We start from the raw sequence: 17,864 nt of genomic DNA, 5'->3' as shown, positions 1-17,864 counted from the left end.
AGGAGATTGTGTTAAAAAGAATTTTTGCAGGAACAAATATATGAGCACACCGACACAAGAACGAAAACCCCTGGAAACCCGCGAGGATGTCATGCTCCTGGTGGACAGCTTTTATGCGAAGGTTCGCGCTGATGGTTATATCGGCCCGATTTTTACGGATGTGGCGAAAGTAGACTGGGATGAGCATCTGCCGAAGTTATATAATTTCTGGAGTGATCTGCTGTTAGGCGAAGACACCTATCGCGGCCGTCCGTTTCCTCCGCATACGAAATTGAATCTGGAGCGCGGGCACTTTGAGCAGTGGTTGCGACTTTTTGTTGAAACCGTTGATGAGCATTTCGTGGGACTGAAAGCCAACGAAGCCAAAGAGCGCGCCTATCGTATTGCGCGTAATTTTATGATCAATTTGCAGTTGCTCAGTCTGGAGTAAAGACCTCCGTCTGGTTCGTCTGCTGTTTTACGGCAATTTAGCCTGAATATCTGTGTGCCTTTCGCAAGCTCGATTTATTTTTAAAGACAGCGGGAGGTTCGCCATGAAGCTCACTGTCAATTTCACTTCGCAAGGTCGCATGCTGGAAGGAACTCTGTTTTTGCCTGAGGATTCTTCCGAAATTTTTGCGGCTTGTCTGTTTGAAGGTTCTATGACCGGGGCCACCGCCCAGGTGACCGAAAAGCTGGCCAAAGAAGTCAGCGCCGAGGGTTTTATCACCCTGATCATGGATCACAACTATTTCAGTGAAGATGAACAGGCTCCGCAGCCGTGGGAGTCACCCAGTAAACGCCTGCAGGATATTCGCGCGGCGCTGGATTTTTTGGAAAGCCATGCGAGTGTCGATAAAGAACGCATCATCGGTGTGGGCGTCAGTGTCGGGGCCGAATATCTGGCGCAAGTCTGTCAGGAAGGTTGCAGCCTAAAAGGACTGGTGGTTGTGGAAAGTGCCATGGATGACAGCCGTAATCTGGCCGTGGATCATCTGGATATTCCGACGCAAGTGGTGGATGAAACTCATCTGGATTCAGCAGTGGACGAAATTGTCCTGTGGGCTCGCACCTTGTTTAACGGCGGCCCTTCGCAGGAATCCGCCGGCAGACAAGACTGGAGTGTTTCGGATAAATAGCTATTTCAATTTGATTTCGACAGAGTTCACAACCTTGCTGTCCATGTCACGAATCTGCAGGGAGACGGTTTTCTTTTTCCAGTCGATTTCGGCCAGGCCGAAGTTTTCCTGATTATAGGTCGCCCCCACATAGTGAGTGTCTGAATCCGGGTATTTGTTCGGGCGATTCAAGGAGCTTGCCGTAACATCGTAAATCGGACCGTAACCGTTCAGGTCTGTTTTTGCGATGGAAGCAATATGACGGTCGCCGCTGATGACAATCACGTTCTTGGCACGCGTGGATTTTACCAGATCAAAGAATCTTTGACGCTCTTTTGGGAAGTTCCCCCATTTTTCAAATTGCGGATCGTTGGCAATCAGCTGAATGCTGCTGACGATAAAGCGCACATCGGCGGGACGTTTCAACTGGGTTTCAAGCCATTCCCACTGATGTTGGCCCAGAATGGTGCCCTCATCCTGGGGGATGTAATTCATGGCTTTGCCTTCGAAACCCGGGCGTTCTTTCAGTGGACTGCGGTAATAACGAGTATCGAGCATGATCACCTGAACCGTTTGTTTTTTCGGTCCGATGATTTTGCTGTGATAAACGCCACCTTGCTCCAGCGGCATGCTGTTGCGGGTGTAGGTCCAATAGTTCATGAAATCACGACGGGCGGCATCTTTGCCGGTCCAATCCACACCACCGTCGCGCTGGCCAAAATCGTGATCATCCCAGGTCGCCATGAATGGAACCTTTTCGCGAACCGCGCGGTATTCCGGGACCAGATCCAGCTTGCGGTACTGTTCGGCGATGGGCTGCTGTCCTGACCAGCTGGCATAGATGTTATCACCTGTGAACAGGAACAGATCCGGATGAGTGGCAGCGATGGTTTTCCAGATCGGCTGCGGTTCATCCTGGTTCGCGCAGGAACCAAAAGCCACACGTTCAATTTTGGCGGAATAATCAATCCCGCGTGCAGGAAGGTTGGAAACATAGCTGCTGGAGGACTGCACCACGGTGCCATGGAGGGAAGTTTTCTTTTCGTTGTTTGTATGGGCGCAGGCGCAAAGAATCAGCGTCAAAGCGGGGGTCAGCAGCAGCATTCGTTTCACTTGAGTCTCCTTGAAACAGTTCAGGGGTATTTCAATAAACCCCGGCGTTTTTGGCAACCTTCTTTTGTCTCAATTTCAGACACGGCACGGGCCTTGTATTGATTCTTTGGTATGACGAATAAAATGAAACTTTACAGCAGAACTCTGGCGATTTTCTTTGTGGGGCTGACCCTTCTGGCAGGTGAACTGTCATTAGCTTCACTTCAGCGCAAAAGTCTCACCGTGAGACAGCCGACAAAGGGCGCCGCTGTACATGGATTGGCATCCAAACAAAAGCTGCTGCTGGGTTTGAATAAAGCCAAAACATCCGCTGAAGGCCTTGATTTGCAAATCGGCCGCTATCTGCAGATTGCCTCGATGGGTGCGTTCCAGCGCTGGCAGAAGAATATCGATTTCGATATGGTGAAGGACGAATACTCGCAACGCGTACTGGGCCATCTGCAGGCCATGACCGAGCTGATGAAGCTTCGTCGCTCCAGTCACGGGCAGTTCAAAAAACTGTATGAATTTGATTTCCAGAATCTGATTCGAAAAAGTGACTATGTACTGTCCGTGAATACGACCCGCACAACGCTGGAACATTCCAGTGAAGATCCGGCTTTCGCGGCCCAAGCCGAGCGAACGCTGGCGGACTATAATGAAGAAAGAATGCGCTACGATTCCAAAATGATCGCTCTGAATTAAGGATGGTGAAAAAGGCCCTTCTGACTGCGTTGTCGGGGGACCTCTTTCTCTCCGACGTGCTAGAAGCACGCCTCCGTTTCAGAGAACCCCCTCCGCCTTGCATAAGGACCTTTTTGACCATCCTTTATGTTATGCTTGGGAATAAAAAAAAGGGAGCCAGAAGGCTCCCTTTTTCGTTTTAACTTGTGGTTAAAAACTATTTGCGCTCGCTGATTGGAGTCACTTTGCGCTGTTCAGCACCCACGTACTCGGAAAGAGGACGGATGATGCGGTTGTCAGCAGTTTGCTCCATGATGTGTGCAGACCAGCCAGTGGTACGAGCCATTACGAAGATCGGTGTGAAGAAGTCGATCTCAAAGCCCATCATGTAATAAGCAGGACCCGCTGGGAAATCCAGGTTCGGGTAGATCTTTTTCTTGTCTACCATGACTTTTTCCAAAGCCGTGTACATCTGCATCCATTTTTGTTCGCCAGTCACGTCAGCCATAACTTGAGCGTACTTTTTCATGGTTGGAACGCGGGAATCGCCAGAGCGGTAAACGCGGTGACCGAAGCCCATGACTTTTTTCTTCTGAGCCAAAGCATCCAGCATCCACTGTTCTGCTTTTGCAGGATCAGCGATTTCTTTCATCATGTGCATAACCATTTCGTTCGCGCCACCGTGCAAAGGACCTTTCAGGGCACCGATGCCTGCAACAGTTGCAGAGTAGATGTCAGACTGAGTGGAAGTCACAACACGTGCAGTGAACGTGGAAGCATTGAAGCTGTGTTCAGCGTAAAGGATCAATGAAACGTCGAAAGCTTTAACAACTTCTTTTTGTGGAACTTTACCGAAGCACATGTGGAAGAAGTTTTCAGCGATGGACAAATCAGATTTAGGTGGAATGAAATCCAAACCTTTTTTGAAGCGGTAGTCCGCTGCAACCATTGTCGGGATTTTCGCAAGCAACATCATGGCTTTGTCCATGTTCGTTGCAGGGGAAGCATCCCAGATACGTGCATCTTCAGCGCCCAGGAAGGAAACCGCTGTACGGATGGAATCCATTGGATGACATTTTTGTGGAAGTGCTTTGATCACGTTCAACAAAGTTGTGGAGATTTCACGGGAAGCGCGTTCTTTTTTGGAGAACTCAGCAAGTTGACCTGCATTTGGCAGCTCGCCATTGTACATCAAGAAAGCCACTTCTTCGAAAGAGCAGTTTTCAGCCAGGTCTTGAACCGGGTAACCGCGATAGATCAAAGAGTTGGTGTGAGGGTTTACTTTGGATACAGAAGACGTATCCATAACAACGCCATCAAGACCCTTTTTAACGTTCATTTTCTCTGGTTCTGGAACATAATCTGGATTGATATACTCAGCCATTTTTTCCTCCGGCGAAATCCGCGCAGGCGACGTCCTAAAGTATTCAGGAATCGGTGCGTTATATTGCTAATGATTAACGACCAAAGCTAGCGCGGCGCCCGAAGCCGGTCAAGAGTTGGTGCAGGGACTCTACTTTGCGCAGCGGCGGGATTGACGAAGTCCACCGGGGTTAAGCACACTTTAAGTATGGAAATATCATTTGCTCTCGTTCCGGCACTTATTCATGTGTACATTTTTGCTTTAGAAAGCCTGCTTTGGGGGCGTAAAAGGACCAATAAGACTTTCGGCGTCACAGAAGCGGAAGCTGCGACCACCAAATTGATGGCCTTTAATCAGGGCTTTTATAACTTGTTTTTGGCGGTGGCGATTTTGCTCGGTTTGCATTTGCGAACAGGGGAGGTCACCCAGGCCGCAGGCACCACACTGGTGATTTACGGCTTGGTGTCCATCATTGCTGCGGGTTTTGTGCTGATTCTGTCGTCACGTCGGTTGTGGCGGGCAGCGCTGGTGCAGATCGTACCAGCGGCCATCGCCTTGGGGCCGTTCCTTATCTAGAATTGCCCTTCACACACACCCGGTGTTGTCGTCAGCACCGGATTCGGATTATTTGAGAAGTAATCCTTCATATCCAAATCCAGGAACAGGTTTCCGCTTTTGCAGTTCTTGTAAAGAGCGCGGTACAAGCTGAGTAAATTGTTTTTGAAGATCTTGTATTCCGCCGCCGTGAACTGCAGGGAGTTGCGGAAATACGTTTCCATCGCAACTTGGGATTCCGGTGTTCCAAAGACCTGTCCATAAAGATGCATCACACCTTTATAAGTTTTCGGACTGAAGTGGCGCACCACCATAGTCGCATTCAGGAACAGATCCGCGTTGTCCTTCCAGGAATCATAGGTCGCAGACGTTTTTTTGACATCGGCAATAAGGGCGTATTTTTTCGCCGTGTTCATGTCAAAGCCGCCGTCGTTGTCCTTCAAAAGCATGACTTTCAAAGAAACTCCACTTTGTCTGATGGCGCTAAGGACTTCCTGCTCGGCCGGGGTCAACGTATTCGCAGGCTTCGCCAGAAGTTCTTTGTATTTTTTGTCAGAGATATCATCCACTTTCCCTTGTGCGGTTTTGAAGAACTGACGGCGCTTGTAGTGGATGTTGCCGATGCGATCGGCCTGATCCAGCAGGAAGTCCATTACCAGCATGTCGGAAGAATCCTGCATGCCCAGCATGCGCTGACCGGCTTTGGCCATTTCCGTGCCGCCCAGAACCTGCGCGATGGGACGGGGATCTTTCAGCAAAGGCCAGAACACGCTGCTGTTGCGGAACTGATCAATACGCGTCTTGTCCGATTTTAAACCGAAAGCTTCCGCATACAATTCTTCGTTACCCGGATTTTCTGCCAGCACGCCAAAAACCTGTCGTTTGTCTTCAGTCAGGATGCGTGTTGTCCAATAAGCGGTGGCATTGGCAGACAGTCCTCGGCGTTTGCCGTCTTTATAGAAAGAGGCCGGTACGATGCCCAAGCCATACGGAGGCTTGGTATAGACATCCGGCAGTTGCGACACGTTGCCATGTTTGGCGCGAACCAGGTGGCCGATCTGATCGTACCAGTATTGATTCAAATAGGTGTTACCCATCTGCAAACCCAGATAGCGGCCAGCCAGGGAATGATTTAGGACCGTATCCAGATCCACCGTGCGCAGAACACTTGGCGGAACGTCCACAGATTTGAAAAGTTGAGTCAGGCGGGAATAGCCCAGAATGCTTCCGACGGAAACTCCAGGAGCGGCAAATTTGAATTTCGCCTCTTTATCCGGATAGCCGGTTTTGTCCTTCATGGCTTTTTTCGCGGAACGGGTCAGGGGGCAGATTGTTTTTTGGAACTGCGCCTCGGTCATTCCTTTGGGGATGGTGTAGTATTCCACCGCCACCGAGGTACTGTTCACCTTCGGGCAGGCATAGTACATCTGTGTCTTGGGATGGTCGCCACGGGTGGCATACAGATTCATCGCACAAAGAGCGTCTTCATCTTTGTTGATTTTGTTTTCCAACCCCGGGAATCTTTGCAGGATGTAGCATTTTTCCGGAATGGCTTTTCCCGAAACTTCGATGTTGTAGGTTTTTACAGCGTGTTTATCAAATTGAGGATCCAGAAAGCTGTAGGCATTTGAACTGATCAGCGCGAAAGATAGAAATGCAGCAAGCATGGAAAAGTCTCCGTATTGTGAAACACGGAGACTAGGGCCGGTGAAAATAAAAACCAAGTTACTTTATTGCAAGCCTGTTTAGCGTACGTACTTCACGCCGTTTTTGGAATCCAGCGTGAGCGACGCCGGCAGGGAGCTGAGGCTTTGCTGAGTGCCAGATGAATTGTAATAGCGAATTGTCAGCTGATTCGTTTCAGAAAAGACAAGTTCAACATATCCCTGCGGAGTGCGAGTGCTGGTGCCCACCAAATATCGTGGAGAGCTTCCTGCACACGGCATGGAAACAACCTGTAATTTTTTACCATCCGGATAAGTGTAGTGGCCGGAATAGAATCCATGGGAATGACCAAAGATCACCAGGTCCACATTGTGACTTAGTAAGATGGCTTCCAGGGTGTTGCTGCCAGCAGTGCGGCGTTCGCCCGCCAGAACTCCGTTTTCATAAACCGTCGAGCTGTTGGCTTTGCTGCTGACGATCGAGTACAGCGGAATATGGCCATAGACCACGCGAGCACGGGCCCCTTTGGCGCGAGCAGAAGACAGCTGTTCCTTCAGCCACGCCAGTTGGGCAGTGCGGTTGGAAAGTTTGGAATAGTTGGCGTCATCCAAAGAAACAAAGAACACGTCTTCTTTGATAAAGGAATAATAGAACGGGAAGTTGTCGTCATCGACGTATTCCACGTTGGGTTTGTTGTTACCCCAGAACGAATCATACAGGCGGCGTTCCTGCGCATAATAGGCATCGTGATTGCCCGGCGTCGGCAGGAACGGAATGTTCGCGTCGCGCATGAACGACAGAACTTTTTTCGAAAACTGATTCCACATGTTCACATAGGTGCTGTCAGAAAGGCTTTTCTTTTCGCCGTCGATGTAATCACCCACACCAAGAATGGCCGCCGGCTGACGCGCGATCATGGACTTCACAATTGAGATCGTGGCGCTGGCATAAGTGCCGCTGGTATCGATGTTCATATCAGCGAAAGCATGGATCTTCAGCGACTTGGCGCTGTCTTTGATCTCATCGTCAGGCTCGGGGGGTGTCGGTGTTGACGGCTCGTCCGTCCCCGGTACCGACTGGGAATTGTCTGTGTCCGTGCCCGGAAGGGCTGTGCTTAGGACGTCAGAGGTTGATGGGGCACACGCAGCGAGAGTTGAAACGAGCAAAAAGGCCGCAAGAATATTTTTTGAGGCGGTGACTTTTGTTTTCATACAGTATGTATCGTAACAAAGGTCTGATTTATTAAGCCAAATTAATGCTGAATGTGAGTATGTAAAATGGACTCAGGTCTAAGTTCATTTTCCTGCTGGAGCTATAGACAGTTTTTGTGAATTTACAGAGAGAACAAGAGTGATTGTAATAAACGGGATGAACGGCGTGTTACCCCAGCAACCGAGCGCTGCCGGGGCTTTTGCATTCTTTTTGTTTGTTTAGATTTCAATATTTTTGCAGAGCCATTCTTCCACTTCGGAAAGGCCCAGATTCAATTCGCTGTGTTTGCCACGAACACTCATAAGTGCTTCGCGAACAGCGTCGCCACGATAAGCTTTGCCACGCAAAGCCTCCGTCAAATCTTCAATCACATGCGGGTACAGGCAGTCGGTATAGATTTTCAAATCCTTGATCTGACCATCTTCCACTTTGAAATGGAAATCAAAGAAACCCAGGGACAGATATTCATCCATCTTGTGGCTGAATTCCAGAGTGTTGCCATACAGCCAGTTCCAAGAGCTGAGCAGGTCATACTGTTCCTTCAGCTGCGGGATCAGTTTCAGGCTGTCCATGGTCAGGGATTCCACTTCGGCTTTACCGGCATAGAAGTTTTCAAAGGACTTTACCAATGTCGTCACGATCTGATCGTGGTTGATCCCCGGGGATACTTCCGTCAGGTTCGCCACGCGGGCACGGACGGATTCTTTGCCTTTGGCCTGAAGTTTTTTTGGATTGGGTGTCAGGTAATTTCCCAGACGGGTCAGATCAGTATTTAGCAACAAAGTGCCGTGGTGGAAAGCGCGGTCTTTCTTTTCGCGGTAAGCACTGCCGCTGAATTTGCGGGGTCCATCCGGGAATGGGATCAGCAGGTCATTGCGCCCGGAAGCTTCGCCCTGAATGCCGAAAGTTTTCAAAGCATCAAAGATGATCTGAACATTGTTTTCGCGCTTATAGGATTCTTTCGGCGACAGGAATGTGAAATTGGTGTTTTGCAAATCATGGAAGACGGCACCACCACCGGTCGTGCGACGGGCCAGATGAACTTTTTCATCTTTCATTTTGGCGAGGTTGCATTCCGACCAAGGGTTCTGATTGCGCCCGATCACCACGGTTTCTTCATTGCGCCACAAAAACAGCACCTGCTGGGATGGATCCAGATTGTGAAAGATCCATTCTTCCGTGGCCAGGTTAAGGTGAGGATTCAAACTGTCTGACAGAAACACTTTAAGCTTTTGCATGGGTTTGAACCTAATCGCCCCCGCGGAAGGGGTCAAGAACGAGGCGGCGCGCGACCCTTTACTTTTTGCGCAATATGGGCTTTAATGGCCTTGTATCTCAGTTCTGCGACTGATGTGCCCGGACGATGTGCGACGTACCCGGTAAGGACAAGACGACGCTTTTTTCTAACGAAAGGAGTGTTGGTATGTCTAACACAGTAGCATGGATCATTTTGGCAATCGCAGGTCTTCTTGAAGTCGGTTGGGCCATCGGCCTTAAATACACCGAAGGTTTCACAAAACTCGTACCCAGTGTTCTCACTTTGGTTGCATTGGCGGGCAGTATGTTTTTGCTGGCGCGGGCAGCGACAGTGCTTCCCATCGGTACAGCTTACGGCGTGTGGGTGGGGATCGGTGCTTTGGGTGCAGCGATTCTGGGGATTTTCCTGTTTAATGAGGCCGCGACCCCAGCTCGCCTGTTCTTCCTAGCGTTGTTGCTTGTTTCCATCATTGGGTTGAAAGCGACAGCGGGCGGGCACTAAAGTCCCTCATTCCAACGGGGGAGTATTCTGAAAAAACATCAAATTTGAGAGGGGATCTGGACTATGGCCCTCTCTCTGTTGCCAGTTTTTAATCCGAATCTGTCAAGGTTCGGAAAAAGCTGGAGTTGTCGTATGTTCATCCGTGGATTCAGAAAACTTTCGTTCACTCAACAGTTAACTTTGCCTATCGCCCTTGTAGGCACACTGGTGCTTGGGGGCATTGCCTTCTTGGCGGTGCAAGACTCGTTCAAAGACGCCAAGAAATCAGCGCACACGATGTCTGAAGAGATGGGCCGCAAGTATGCACAGCAGATTAAATCATATCTGGATAAATCCTTTGCGCAGGCCGAAGTTGTGGGCCGTCATCTGGCGATGGAAGCTGAAACTCACCAGCAGGATCGCAAGAAAAGCTATCAGTTGCTGCGTGAAGTTCTAAAAAGTGATTCCCAGTATCTAGCCACATGGTCGGCGTGGGAGCCCAATGCCTATGACGGTAAAGATGCGCAGTTTGCCAATACCGAATTCCATGAAAAGACCGGACGCGTGTACCCGTGGTGGGTGCGCCAGGGTGATCAGATCATTTATAAAACTTTGCTGAACGAAGAAACCCCGGATCTGGGGGATTGGTACTTCCAGCCGATGCAAACCAAACAAAGCATGCTGGTGGAACCTTACAAAGACACCGTCAATGGCAAAGAGCTGGTGATGACGTCTGCAGTTTATACCGTTGTGCAAAATGGAACCGCCAAGGGCCTGGTGGGTATTGATATCAGTCTTGATACAATCAAAGAGCTGGTGGCAGAAATCCGTCCCTTTGCGGATTCCCAGTCGTTCCTGGTCTCTGACAAAATGATGGTGGTCGCAGGGCCAAATCAGGACGAAGTGATGCAGGAGTTCAGGGCCGACAGCGCTTTGCAGGCCCTGCTGCAAAAACATGAAGTTGGTGGCATTGATATCAATACCGAACGCGGCAAAGAGTTTTTCCTGGTGATGCCGGTATCTATCTATGATCTTTCTCAGAAGTGGACCTTGGTCATTCGCACTCCGGAAAAAACCATTCTGGCGTCAGCCTATGCATCACTTTGGAGGCAGCTGGGGTTTTCCCTGGTCGGGCTTATGATGCTGATGTCCGTGGTGTACTTTGGCGCCAAACGTTCCGAGAAAAAGATTTCAACATTGTCCCAGGGTTTGAGTGAATCCTCTGCCGGGATCACCGAGGACATTCAGCATTTGAATTCCACGGGCGGGCAGCTGGCGGAATCATCGACTCGCGCGGCGGCTTCGATTGAGGAAACCGTGGCGTCTTTGGAAGAGATCACTTCCATGGTTCGTCTGAACACCGGCAACGCCCAGAATGCAGCGATGCTTTCCGGAGATTCGGCACGTCTGGCTAAAACCGGGGAAGAAAAGATCCTGGAGCTGGTGCAGACCATGACCCAGATTGAATCCTCTTCCCAGAAAATTGAAGAGATCATTTCCATCATTGACGACATTGCCTTTCAGACGAATCTGCTGGCCTTAAACGCTTCGGTAGAGGCCGCCCGCGCAGGCGAGCATGGCAAGGGTTTTGCGGTTGTGGCGGAAGCCGTGCGTTCCCTGGCGCAAAGATCTGCGGTGGCCGCCAAAGACATCACCCAGCTGATTTCCACCAGTGTGGTGCAGGTTAAGCAGGGGACCGTGCTGGTTCGTGCCAATGGTGATGTATTAAAGCAAATGTCTTCAAGTATTGAAAAAGTGGCGACGCTGAATTCTGAAATCGCCAGCGCCAGCCAACAGCAGTCGGCGGGGATTGAACAAATCAATGTGGCAATAAACCAGCTGGATCAGGTCATTCAAGGCAATGCCGCTGAAGCCGGCGAGATCGTGAACACGGCCGCGCATATCAGTGAAAAATCCGCAGTCATGAATTCGACTGTGAAAGTACTAAGCGCCGCTTAAAATATTCGGCGTCAGTTCCCGTGAACCACAGAGTTCATCTCCGTAACAACTTTTTTCATCACCAGAGCCTGGTTCAGGATTTCCTGAACTGTGGCTGAAATTTCTTCAGCGGAAGCGGCGTTTGTCTGGATCGACTGATCCAGAGAATTCATCGCTTTGCTGATCTGCTGAATGCCCGTGGATTGCTCGTTGCTGGCAGAAGAGATTTCCCCGTTCAGGTGACTGACCTTGCGAACGGATTCGACAATTTCTTTCAAGTTTGAATTGGAGCTTTCCGCTTTCTGGCTGCCGCGCTGGACTTTTTCGATGGAGTCATTGATCAGCACATTGATGTCCTTGGCTGCGGATGCTGATTTCTGCGCCAGAGTTCTGACGGCTTCTGCGACAACAGCGAAGCCCTTGCCATGTTCACCGGCACGGGCGGCTTCCACGGATGCATTCAGCGCCAGCAAATTGGTCTGGAAAGCCAGGTCGTCAATGACACTGTTGATTTCGGCAATTTTCCTGGATGAATCAGAGATTTCCGTCATGGCACCCACCAAAGATCCCATTTCGGTGTTGCCGCGTTCTGCACTTTGATTGGAGTCTGACGACAAACGGGCAGCCTCTTTGGCGTTGCCGGCATTCATTTGCACCATGGATGTCATTTCTTCCAGGCTGGCCACGGTTTCTTCGATGGAAGCGGCTGATTCAGTGGCGGATTGGGCCAGATTCTGTCCCGCGCGACTGAGCTGATCAATTGCCGATGTCAGAACGTTTTCAGATTGCTCCAGACTTTGTGTTAAGCCCGTGAAGCGGCGGGAAATACGGCGGGAAATAATATACACCGCAGCCCCCATGACAAGAAGGCAGATGGCAAAGACAATCAGCTGATTCCACAGCAGGGAATAGGCACTGGCCAGAACGGTTTTCACCGGTGTTGAGATAAGAACACCCCAGTGAGTGTTTGAATAAGGAATGGAGACGGGAACGAGGATGTTTAAAATTTCCTGCTGGGTTTGTGGGTCGGTGCCGAATTTTAAAAGCAGGCTTCCGGCCTGCAGGGCTTTTTTAAATTCCTCGTTTGCAAAGGGCAGGTTGACGGGTTTTCCCACCAAATCCGGCACGGGATTGGTGACATAGTTAAAGTGATCCGAGATCAGATAACCGACCGAAGTGTCATAGGGTTTGACGGCAGCAATTTGTTTTTCCAGCTGCGCCAGCAGCAAATCCACACCGACAACACCTTTCATCAGATTGTTTTCAAAAAGCGGAGCCGCAGCCGACGTCATCAGAAGATTCTTTCCGTTGACCTCGTCATAGTAGGGCTCGGTCAGAATACGACGCCCGGCTTTTTTCGGGGCAACGTAGAATTCACCGTCATAGTTGATGTCATTTTCCCAGGTCAGTGCGCCGTTTTCGCCTGAACGGTTCCAGTAGGGACCAAAACCTCCGATTTTTTCGTATCCGGGTTGTCCAAGGTATTGGGCGTCCTTGCCGTCAAAGGCATCAGGTTCAAAAGTGGCCCAGACTCCGAAGACCGAAGGGGCTTGGATTAACATCGATTTCAGAACGGCATTTACGTCAGCGCGCGGTTTGTGACTTTGATGTCTGAGTGTTCCCAGATAGGCTTCAATCTGCTGGGCCACCATCAGGCTGGCGTCGAGCTCGGCTTTGAAAGCATTGGCGAAGGCTTCAGCAGATTTTGATACTTTGAATTCGGCATCGGCCTTTGCCGTTTGAAAACTTGTCGAGGCGGAAAAGTAGGTCAGAAGTCCCAGGGCCAGAAAAGTGATTGTCAGAATGGGAAGTGCGATCTTGGTTTGAAGCGAAAACTCTTTGCTCATTGGACTATGGTAGAAGAGTTTTTTCAGTCTGACTTCGGGTAAAAAACAATTAAGACTCTGGTCGAAATTCCGGGTTTGAATTTGCCTCGGAAAATGTCCGCGACATTCAGTCTTAAGGCAAGTTTGTTACAGAAAAAGAAAGGGAGGCTCGGAGCCTCCCTTTTTTATTACTTCAGAGTGAAGTTGAAGATGCTGGTGTCGAAAGAGTTGTACTCGTCATAACGAGATAGCGCGTACAAGTCTTTGCGAGTCTGCATTTTATCCAGCAAGCCTTCCTGAGTGCCTTTGGCTTTGATTTCGTTCAAGCCCGCCACTGTCGCGCCCATCGCCAGACGGAATGTCGTTACTGGATAGATCACGATGTTGTAACCAAGGTTGGAAAGCTCTTCGTAAGTGAACAGGCGGCCTTTGCCGAATTCTGTCATGTTCGCAAGCAATGGAACATTCACAGCCTTACGGAAAGTTTCAAATTCTTTTTCATTTTCCAAAGCCTCAGTGAAGATACAATCCGCACCCGCATCGATATAAGCTTTTGCACGGTCAATCGCTGCATCCAAACCTTCAGAAGCACGGGCATCAGTGCGCGCGATCAAAAGGAAGTTTTCATCCAGCTTTTTACCACGAGCCGCCGCCGCCACTTTACGGGAAGCCTCATCGCGAGTCACAAGGGATTTGCCGTCAAGGTGACCACAACGTTTCGGATTGACCTGATCTTCGATATGGCAACCCGCCAGACCCATCTCGATCATTTCCTGAACCGTGCGAGTTGCAGACATCGGTTCACCAAAACCAGTGTCGATATCGATAATAGTCGGAAGGCTTGTCGTACGGGCAATCTGACGACCACGCTGAGCCACTTCAGTCAAAGAAGTCAAACCGATGTCCGGGTAACCCAGATCATTAGAAAGCACAGACCCAGAAATATAAACCCCATCAAATCCCGCTTTTTCAATCGCCATAGAAACCAGCGGAGACCAAGACCCCGGCATCTGCAAAAGCTTGCCAGACTTCAAAGCATCTCTAAAGTTCTTACGTTTCTGCGCAGGAGTAATTTCAGGAAACAACATACAAGCCTCTTCTTTCCTAGCGACCACCTAGGGACAGGGGAAGGGCTGCTTGAACCTTTCGCCTTCGGACAGTCCTCGCGGACGCCATCCCTTTGGGATGAGCTGCTGCGGAACTCGGCGAACGGCTCAAGCAGCCCTTCCCCTGTCCCAAGGCAGCCCCTGGGTCGTTTGTCTTTAATTTATGTTTTCTTCATTCAAAGCCAAGCACGACGTTTCTTGCTTGGCTCTCAATGTCCGGCAGCGCCGGTTCAGCTGTTAATACTATCACACGCGATTCCAAGTTAACCTCAAGATATGCGCTGAAGGGATCTTCTTGAACAGCAAAAAGCGTGGAGGGTGAAGTGCAGGGTTGGACCTTGAAGGGACCTCTGCGGGGCCTGGATGGCCCCCGCCGGAGCGAAGCGGAGGCTGGAGCAGCGAGGCACGAGGCCGTGTCCCGTAAAGGTCCGGCCCTGCGCTTCGCCCTCCATGCGTTCCCGCGACGACTAGAAGATACCTTTAGTGTCTCTCTTGTTGTTCACAAGCTTTTCGATTGGGATCTGAACGTTCAACTGCTGAACTTGTTCTGCAGTCAGGTTTTCCAGATTTTCAACCAAGCCGATGAAACGATCGCGTTCTGCTTTGGTGATGATACCTTCAGTCAGAATGTCGAACTTGCGGATGTAGTCAGCACGTTTGAATGGACGAGCGCCCGCTGGGTGAGCATCAGCTACGCCAAGCTCATCAACGATTTTCGAACCGTCTTTCATTGTGATTTCTACGCGGCCACCGAAGCGTTTTTTGTCTGGATCTGTCTCGTGGTACCAAGCAGTCCATTGTTTGTCTTCGATAGTGGAGATTTTGTGCCACAAAGCCACAGTGTCAGCACGCTTCGCACGCTCTGGAGCGTAAGAGTTAACGTGGTGCCAAGTGCCGTCCTGCAACGCCACCGCGAAGATGTACATGATAGAGTGATCCAGAGTCTCACGGGATGCATTTGGATCCATTTTTTGTGGATCGTTTGCACCAGTACCAATCACGTAGTGAGTGTGGTGAGAAGTGTGGATCACGATATTTTCGATATCGTCGAAGTTTTTAACCAACGGCTTCATTTTGCGAGCCAAGTCGATCAGGGCCTGGGACTGATACTCTGCAGAGTGCTCTTTAGTGTAAGTCTCAAGGATAGCGCGTTTTTCTTCGCCAACTTCTGGAAGTGGAACTTCGTATTTACCGTTTTTGCCATCAAGCATGTAAGCGATAACAGAGTCTTCACCTTCATAGATCGGAGATGGAGCGCCTTCGCCACGCATAACACGGTCCACGGCTTCTACAGCCAGTTTACCCGCGTGTGCCGGAGCGTATGCTTTCCAGGAAGAGATTTCACCTTTACGGGACTGACGAGTCGTGAAGGACACGTGAACCGCTTGTTGAACCGCTTGGAAAACAGTCTCAGTCGGCAAAGCCAACAAAGTACCGATACCTGCCGCCGTTGCCGGGCACAAGTGAGCGATATGATCTTTTTTGTGCATGTGAAGGCAGATGGCTTTTACCAGGTCCACGTGAACTTCGTAACCAGTCACGATACCTTTAAGAAGCTCTTTACCGTTTTTACCCATTTGCTGAGCCACTGCCAAAATAGCAGGGATGTTGTCAGCCGGGTGAGAATAATCTGCGGCAAGATAAGTGTCATGGTAGTCCAACTCACGAACTGCAGTGCCGTTCGCCCAAGTAGCCCATTCACAGTCAAATTTCTGATCATTCGGCATACCGAAGACAGTCGCACCGCCGTTGCGCGGGTGAGCAATCGCCATCGCACGAGCAGAAGCCACCGGACGACGGTTGGCAGCTGCGATAGCTACGGAAGCGTTGTCGATGATACGGTTGATAACCATGTCAGTGACGTCAGCTTTGATAGGGGCGTTGTCAGTTGCGATTTCAGCAATTTTCCAAGCCAGTTGGTCTTTGCGATCCAACTTCTCTTTAGAGGGGTACACACGAACTGTATGTTTCTTCATGAATGGGTCCTTTCTGGATTAAGAAAATGAAACAGCCCAAGCTATCTTGGGCTCCAGAAAGGGTCAAGAATGACCACGGGGAATGGGCGGTTCGCTCAATGCGTCGAAAGAGCGGTCCACCCGGCTTTATTATGGAAGTCGGCTTGCGGTCCCGGGTGGAACAGGGACCAATAGCTCAAGGTGCCATCGACGAATTCGATTACCGCCGTCAGGCCCAGGCAGGTGAAATCCAAAGGCTTGCGGCTGTCGATTTCAATCTGAAAACGCGCCTCGGCGTCTTCGGAGTTTCGCGGTTGCAGGCGAACGCGGGTGTCGGTGGCCGGAGCCATGCCTTCGCGGTATTTGCTAAAGGAATAAGCATTCCAGTGGCCGTTCGGGGCGCAGTTGATCTCCAGATACGGTGATTCCGGTGTCGCACCATTTCCCAAAAACACTTCCAGGCAGGTGTGCTTCCAAAGTCCGTCTTCACGGCGCTCGGAACTGGAGGACTCGGGCCATTTGATGGCGTCGGTCGAACCGGTGATTTTAAACTCCACCAGCAGGCGGCTGTCGGAAAGCGGGGTGACTTCGCCTTGAACCTGCAGGGTGTTGGTCAGCGGTGTTTTGGTAAAAGCAGTCAAAGATTTCACGTGCGTTTCTCCCAACCCAGAACGGCAGTAAAGAGGACCTTTTCATCCCCCACACGCAGGCCTTTGTAGGCGCTTTCGCCCTGATTTGCCAGTTGCACATCGGGGCTTGAGCAGTTGCGGTGAACTTCAACTTCATCACCCAGATGAGTTTCCGCCAGGAAGTTGACGGAGTAGGTGTTTAGCTTCAGGCTTTTATGCAGGTCATAAGGAATGGCATCCAGAATCCACTGCGCATATTTGGTGTTGTTCACATGCTGGTTGATATCCAGATCTGAATTGCGCACCCGGTACTTGGCGATTTTTTCGTAAGTGCCGGTCACCGGGATTTTTTCCGGATTGATGCCTGTGGAACGGGCATGGGCAATCTGATCCCAGGGGCGCAGGTTTTCCGCCGGCAGAATCTTTTTACTGTGGCGATCCAGAGCCAGCCAACTTGTGGAACACAGTCCGATTTCGTCCCCCGACTGGGTGAGAATTGCAAACTCCCGAGCCACGAAAGCACCTTCCGGAGCGCGCAACCAGGTCTGAATTTGGATGTTTTCCCCAAAACGGGGCCAGGTCTTCATTTGCAGGCTTTGGCGGGTCAGAACCCAGAACAGTCCTTGTTGTTCCATATCCTGCATGCCAAAACCCATTTTCTCGGCATGGATCCATGCAGTTTCCTGCAGCAGGTTCAACAATCCGTACAATCCCAAGCGTCCTAAGGGATTTACCAACAGACTTGTAATGTGGAAATTCTCAACCCAAGGGTTGTTGCTAATGTTTACCATGCTCATATCCTTCAATCTTTTCTGCTACAAAACAAGAAATGGCTCACATCTCAAACACGAAAAAGATTAGAAATTGCAAAAAAACAGGAAGTAATTTAGATCAAATAAGCTATAATGTATTTATCTGGATGAGGATATTTTGAAAGCTTTTTGAATGCAAAGGGCTTGTCACACTCGTCATGATGTGTATAAATAAATTCATCGTTAGGTGGA

Annotated in this window: 16 protein-coding genes and 1 riboswitch; of the genes, 6 read left to right on the top strand and 10 right to left on the bottom strand. The window is 50.2% G+C overall.

From position 1 onward, the window contains the following. Nucleotides 1-40 precede the first annotated feature (40 nt). Together BDT_RS12305 and BDT_RS12300 are read left to right on the top strand one after the other, a co-directional pair. A complete protein-coding gene (locus BDT_RS12305; protein ID WP_015091572.1) occupies nt 41-430 on the top strand; it encodes a group III truncated hemoglobin in 390 nt (129 codons plus the stop codon). Between the two features lie 103 nt (nt 431-533). After that, entirely contained in the window at nt 534-1,118 is a 585-nt protein-coding gene (locus BDT_RS12300) for an alpha/beta hydrolase (protein WP_015091571.1), read from the top strand. On the opposite strand, the gene BDT_RS12295 is transcribed toward BDT_RS12300, so the two are convergent. Continuing rightward, nucleotides 1,119-2,201 carry an alkaline phosphatase D family protein gene (locus BDT_RS12295; protein ID WP_015091570.1) on the bottom strand — a complete coding sequence of 361 codons (1,083 nt, stop codon included), beginning with the start codon at nt 2,199-2,201 and terminating at the stop codon, nt 1,119-1,121. A gap of 120 nt (nt 2,202-2,321) precedes the next feature. Here BDT_RS12295 and BDT_RS12290 point away from each other — a divergent pair, with 120 nt between their 5' ends. After that, complete coding sequence (locus tag BDT_RS12290; protein ID WP_015091569.1) at nt 2,322-2,894, top strand: hypothetical protein; 573 nt, start codon at nt 2,322-2,324, stop codon at nt 2,892-2,894. A 196-nt stretch (nt 2,895-3,090) separates the two neighbouring features. On the opposite strand, the gene BDT_RS12280 is transcribed toward BDT_RS12290, so the two are convergent. Next, nucleotides 3,091-4,257, bottom strand: coding sequence for a bifunctional 2-methylcitrate synthase/citrate synthase (locus tag BDT_RS12280; RefSeq protein WP_015091568.1), 1,167 nt, complete (start codon nt 4,255-4,257; stop codon nt 3,091-3,093). Between the two features lie 186 nt (nt 4,258-4,443). Between BDT_RS12280 and BDT_RS12275 the strand changes: the two genes are divergently transcribed. Next, entirely contained in the window at nt 4,444-4,812 is a 369-nt protein-coding gene (locus tag BDT_RS12275) for a DUF1304 domain-containing protein (protein WP_041577776.1), read from the top strand. Here the strand turns inward: BDT_RS12275 and BDT_RS12270 are convergent. The 3 genes from BDT_RS12270 to BDT_RS12260 form a co-directional block, all read right to left on the bottom strand. After that, nucleotides 4,809-6,458: a hypothetical protein gene (locus BDT_RS12270; protein WP_015091566.1), complete on the bottom strand. Its 1,650-nt coding sequence runs from the start codon at nt 6,456-6,458 to the stop codon at nt 4,809-4,811. The two genes, BDT_RS12275 and BDT_RS12270, sit on opposite strands and share 4 nt — an antisense overlap. A 78-nt stretch (nt 6,459-6,536) precedes the next feature. After that, complete coding sequence (locus BDT_RS12265; RefSeq protein ID WP_015091565.1) at nt 6,537-7,667, bottom strand: metallophosphoesterase family protein; 1,131 nt, start codon at nt 7,665-7,667, stop codon at nt 6,537-6,539. A gap of 219 nt (nt 7,668-7,886) precedes the next feature. Next, entirely contained in the window at nt 7,887-8,906 is a 1,020-nt protein-coding gene (locus tag BDT_RS12260; protein ID WP_015091564.1) for a lipoate--protein ligase, read from the bottom strand. Between the two features lie 92 nt (nt 8,907-8,998). Further along, nucleotides 8,999-9,068, top strand: a riboswitch (guanidine-III (ykkC-III) riboswitch). Nucleotides 9,069-9,091: 23 nt separating this feature from the next. Between BDT_RS12260 and sugE the strand changes: the two genes are divergently transcribed. Both sugE and BDT_RS12250 read left to right on the top strand, forming a co-directional pair. Then, a complete protein-coding gene (gene sugE / locus BDT_RS12255) occupies nt 9,092-9,427 on the top strand; it encodes a quaternary ammonium compound efflux SMR transporter SugE (RefSeq protein WP_041577774.1) in 336 nt (111 codons plus the stop codon). A 132-nt stretch (nt 9,428-9,559) separates the two neighbouring features. Next, the gene (locus BDT_RS12250) at nt 9,560-11,365 is read left to right on the top strand and encodes a methyl-accepting chemotaxis protein (protein WP_015091562.1); all 1,806 of its coding nucleotides are present in this window, start codon (nt 9,560-9,562) and stop codon (nt 11,363-11,365) included. Nucleotides 11,366-11,376: 11 nt separating this feature from the next. Here BDT_RS12250 and BDT_RS12245 read toward each other — a convergent pair whose 3' ends face one another. The 5 genes from BDT_RS12245 to BDT_RS12225 form a co-directional block, all read right to left on the bottom strand. Further along, nucleotides 11,377-13,191 (bottom strand): methyl-accepting chemotaxis protein, encoded by a 1,815-nt coding sequence (locus BDT_RS12245; RefSeq protein ID WP_015091561.1) that lies wholly within the window; start codon nt 13,189-13,191, stop codon nt 11,377-11,379. A gap of 167 nt (nt 13,192-13,358) precedes the next feature. Then, nucleotides 13,359-14,258 carry a methylisocitrate lyase gene (gene prpB, locus BDT_RS12240; RefSeq protein WP_015091560.1) on the bottom strand — a complete coding sequence of 300 codons (900 nt, stop codon included), beginning with the start codon at nt 14,256-14,258 and terminating at the stop codon, nt 13,359-13,361. A 485-nt stretch (nt 14,259-14,743) separates the two neighbouring features. After that, nucleotides 14,744-16,252, bottom strand: a complete 1,509-nt coding sequence (locus BDT_RS12235; protein WP_015091559.1) for an MmgE/PrpD family protein — start codon at nt 16,250-16,252, stop codon at nt 14,744-14,746. A 95-nt stretch (nt 16,253-16,347) separates the two neighbouring features. After that, the gene (locus BDT_RS12230; protein ID WP_015091558.1) at nt 16,348-16,881 is read right to left on the bottom strand and encodes a DOMON-like domain-containing protein; all 534 of its coding nucleotides are present in this window, start codon (nt 16,879-16,881) and stop codon (nt 16,348-16,350) included. Next, complete coding sequence (locus tag BDT_RS12225; RefSeq protein WP_080602400.1) at nt 16,878-17,651, bottom strand: acyl-[acyl-carrier-protein] thioesterase; 774 nt, start codon at nt 17,649-17,651, stop codon at nt 16,878-16,880. The genes BDT_RS12230 and BDT_RS12225 overlap by 4 nt, the downstream gene beginning before the upstream one ends. Nucleotides 17,652-17,864: the final 213 nt, after the last annotated feature.

The organism is Bdellovibrio bacteriovorus str. Tiberius (genome assembly GCF_000317895.1).
GTDB classification, from domain to species: Bacteria; Bdellovibrionota; Bdellovibrionia; order Bdellovibrionales; family Bdellovibrionaceae; genus Bdellovibrio; species Bdellovibrio bacteriovorus_F.
This window is presented reverse-complemented; position numbering and strand designations above follow the sequence as displayed.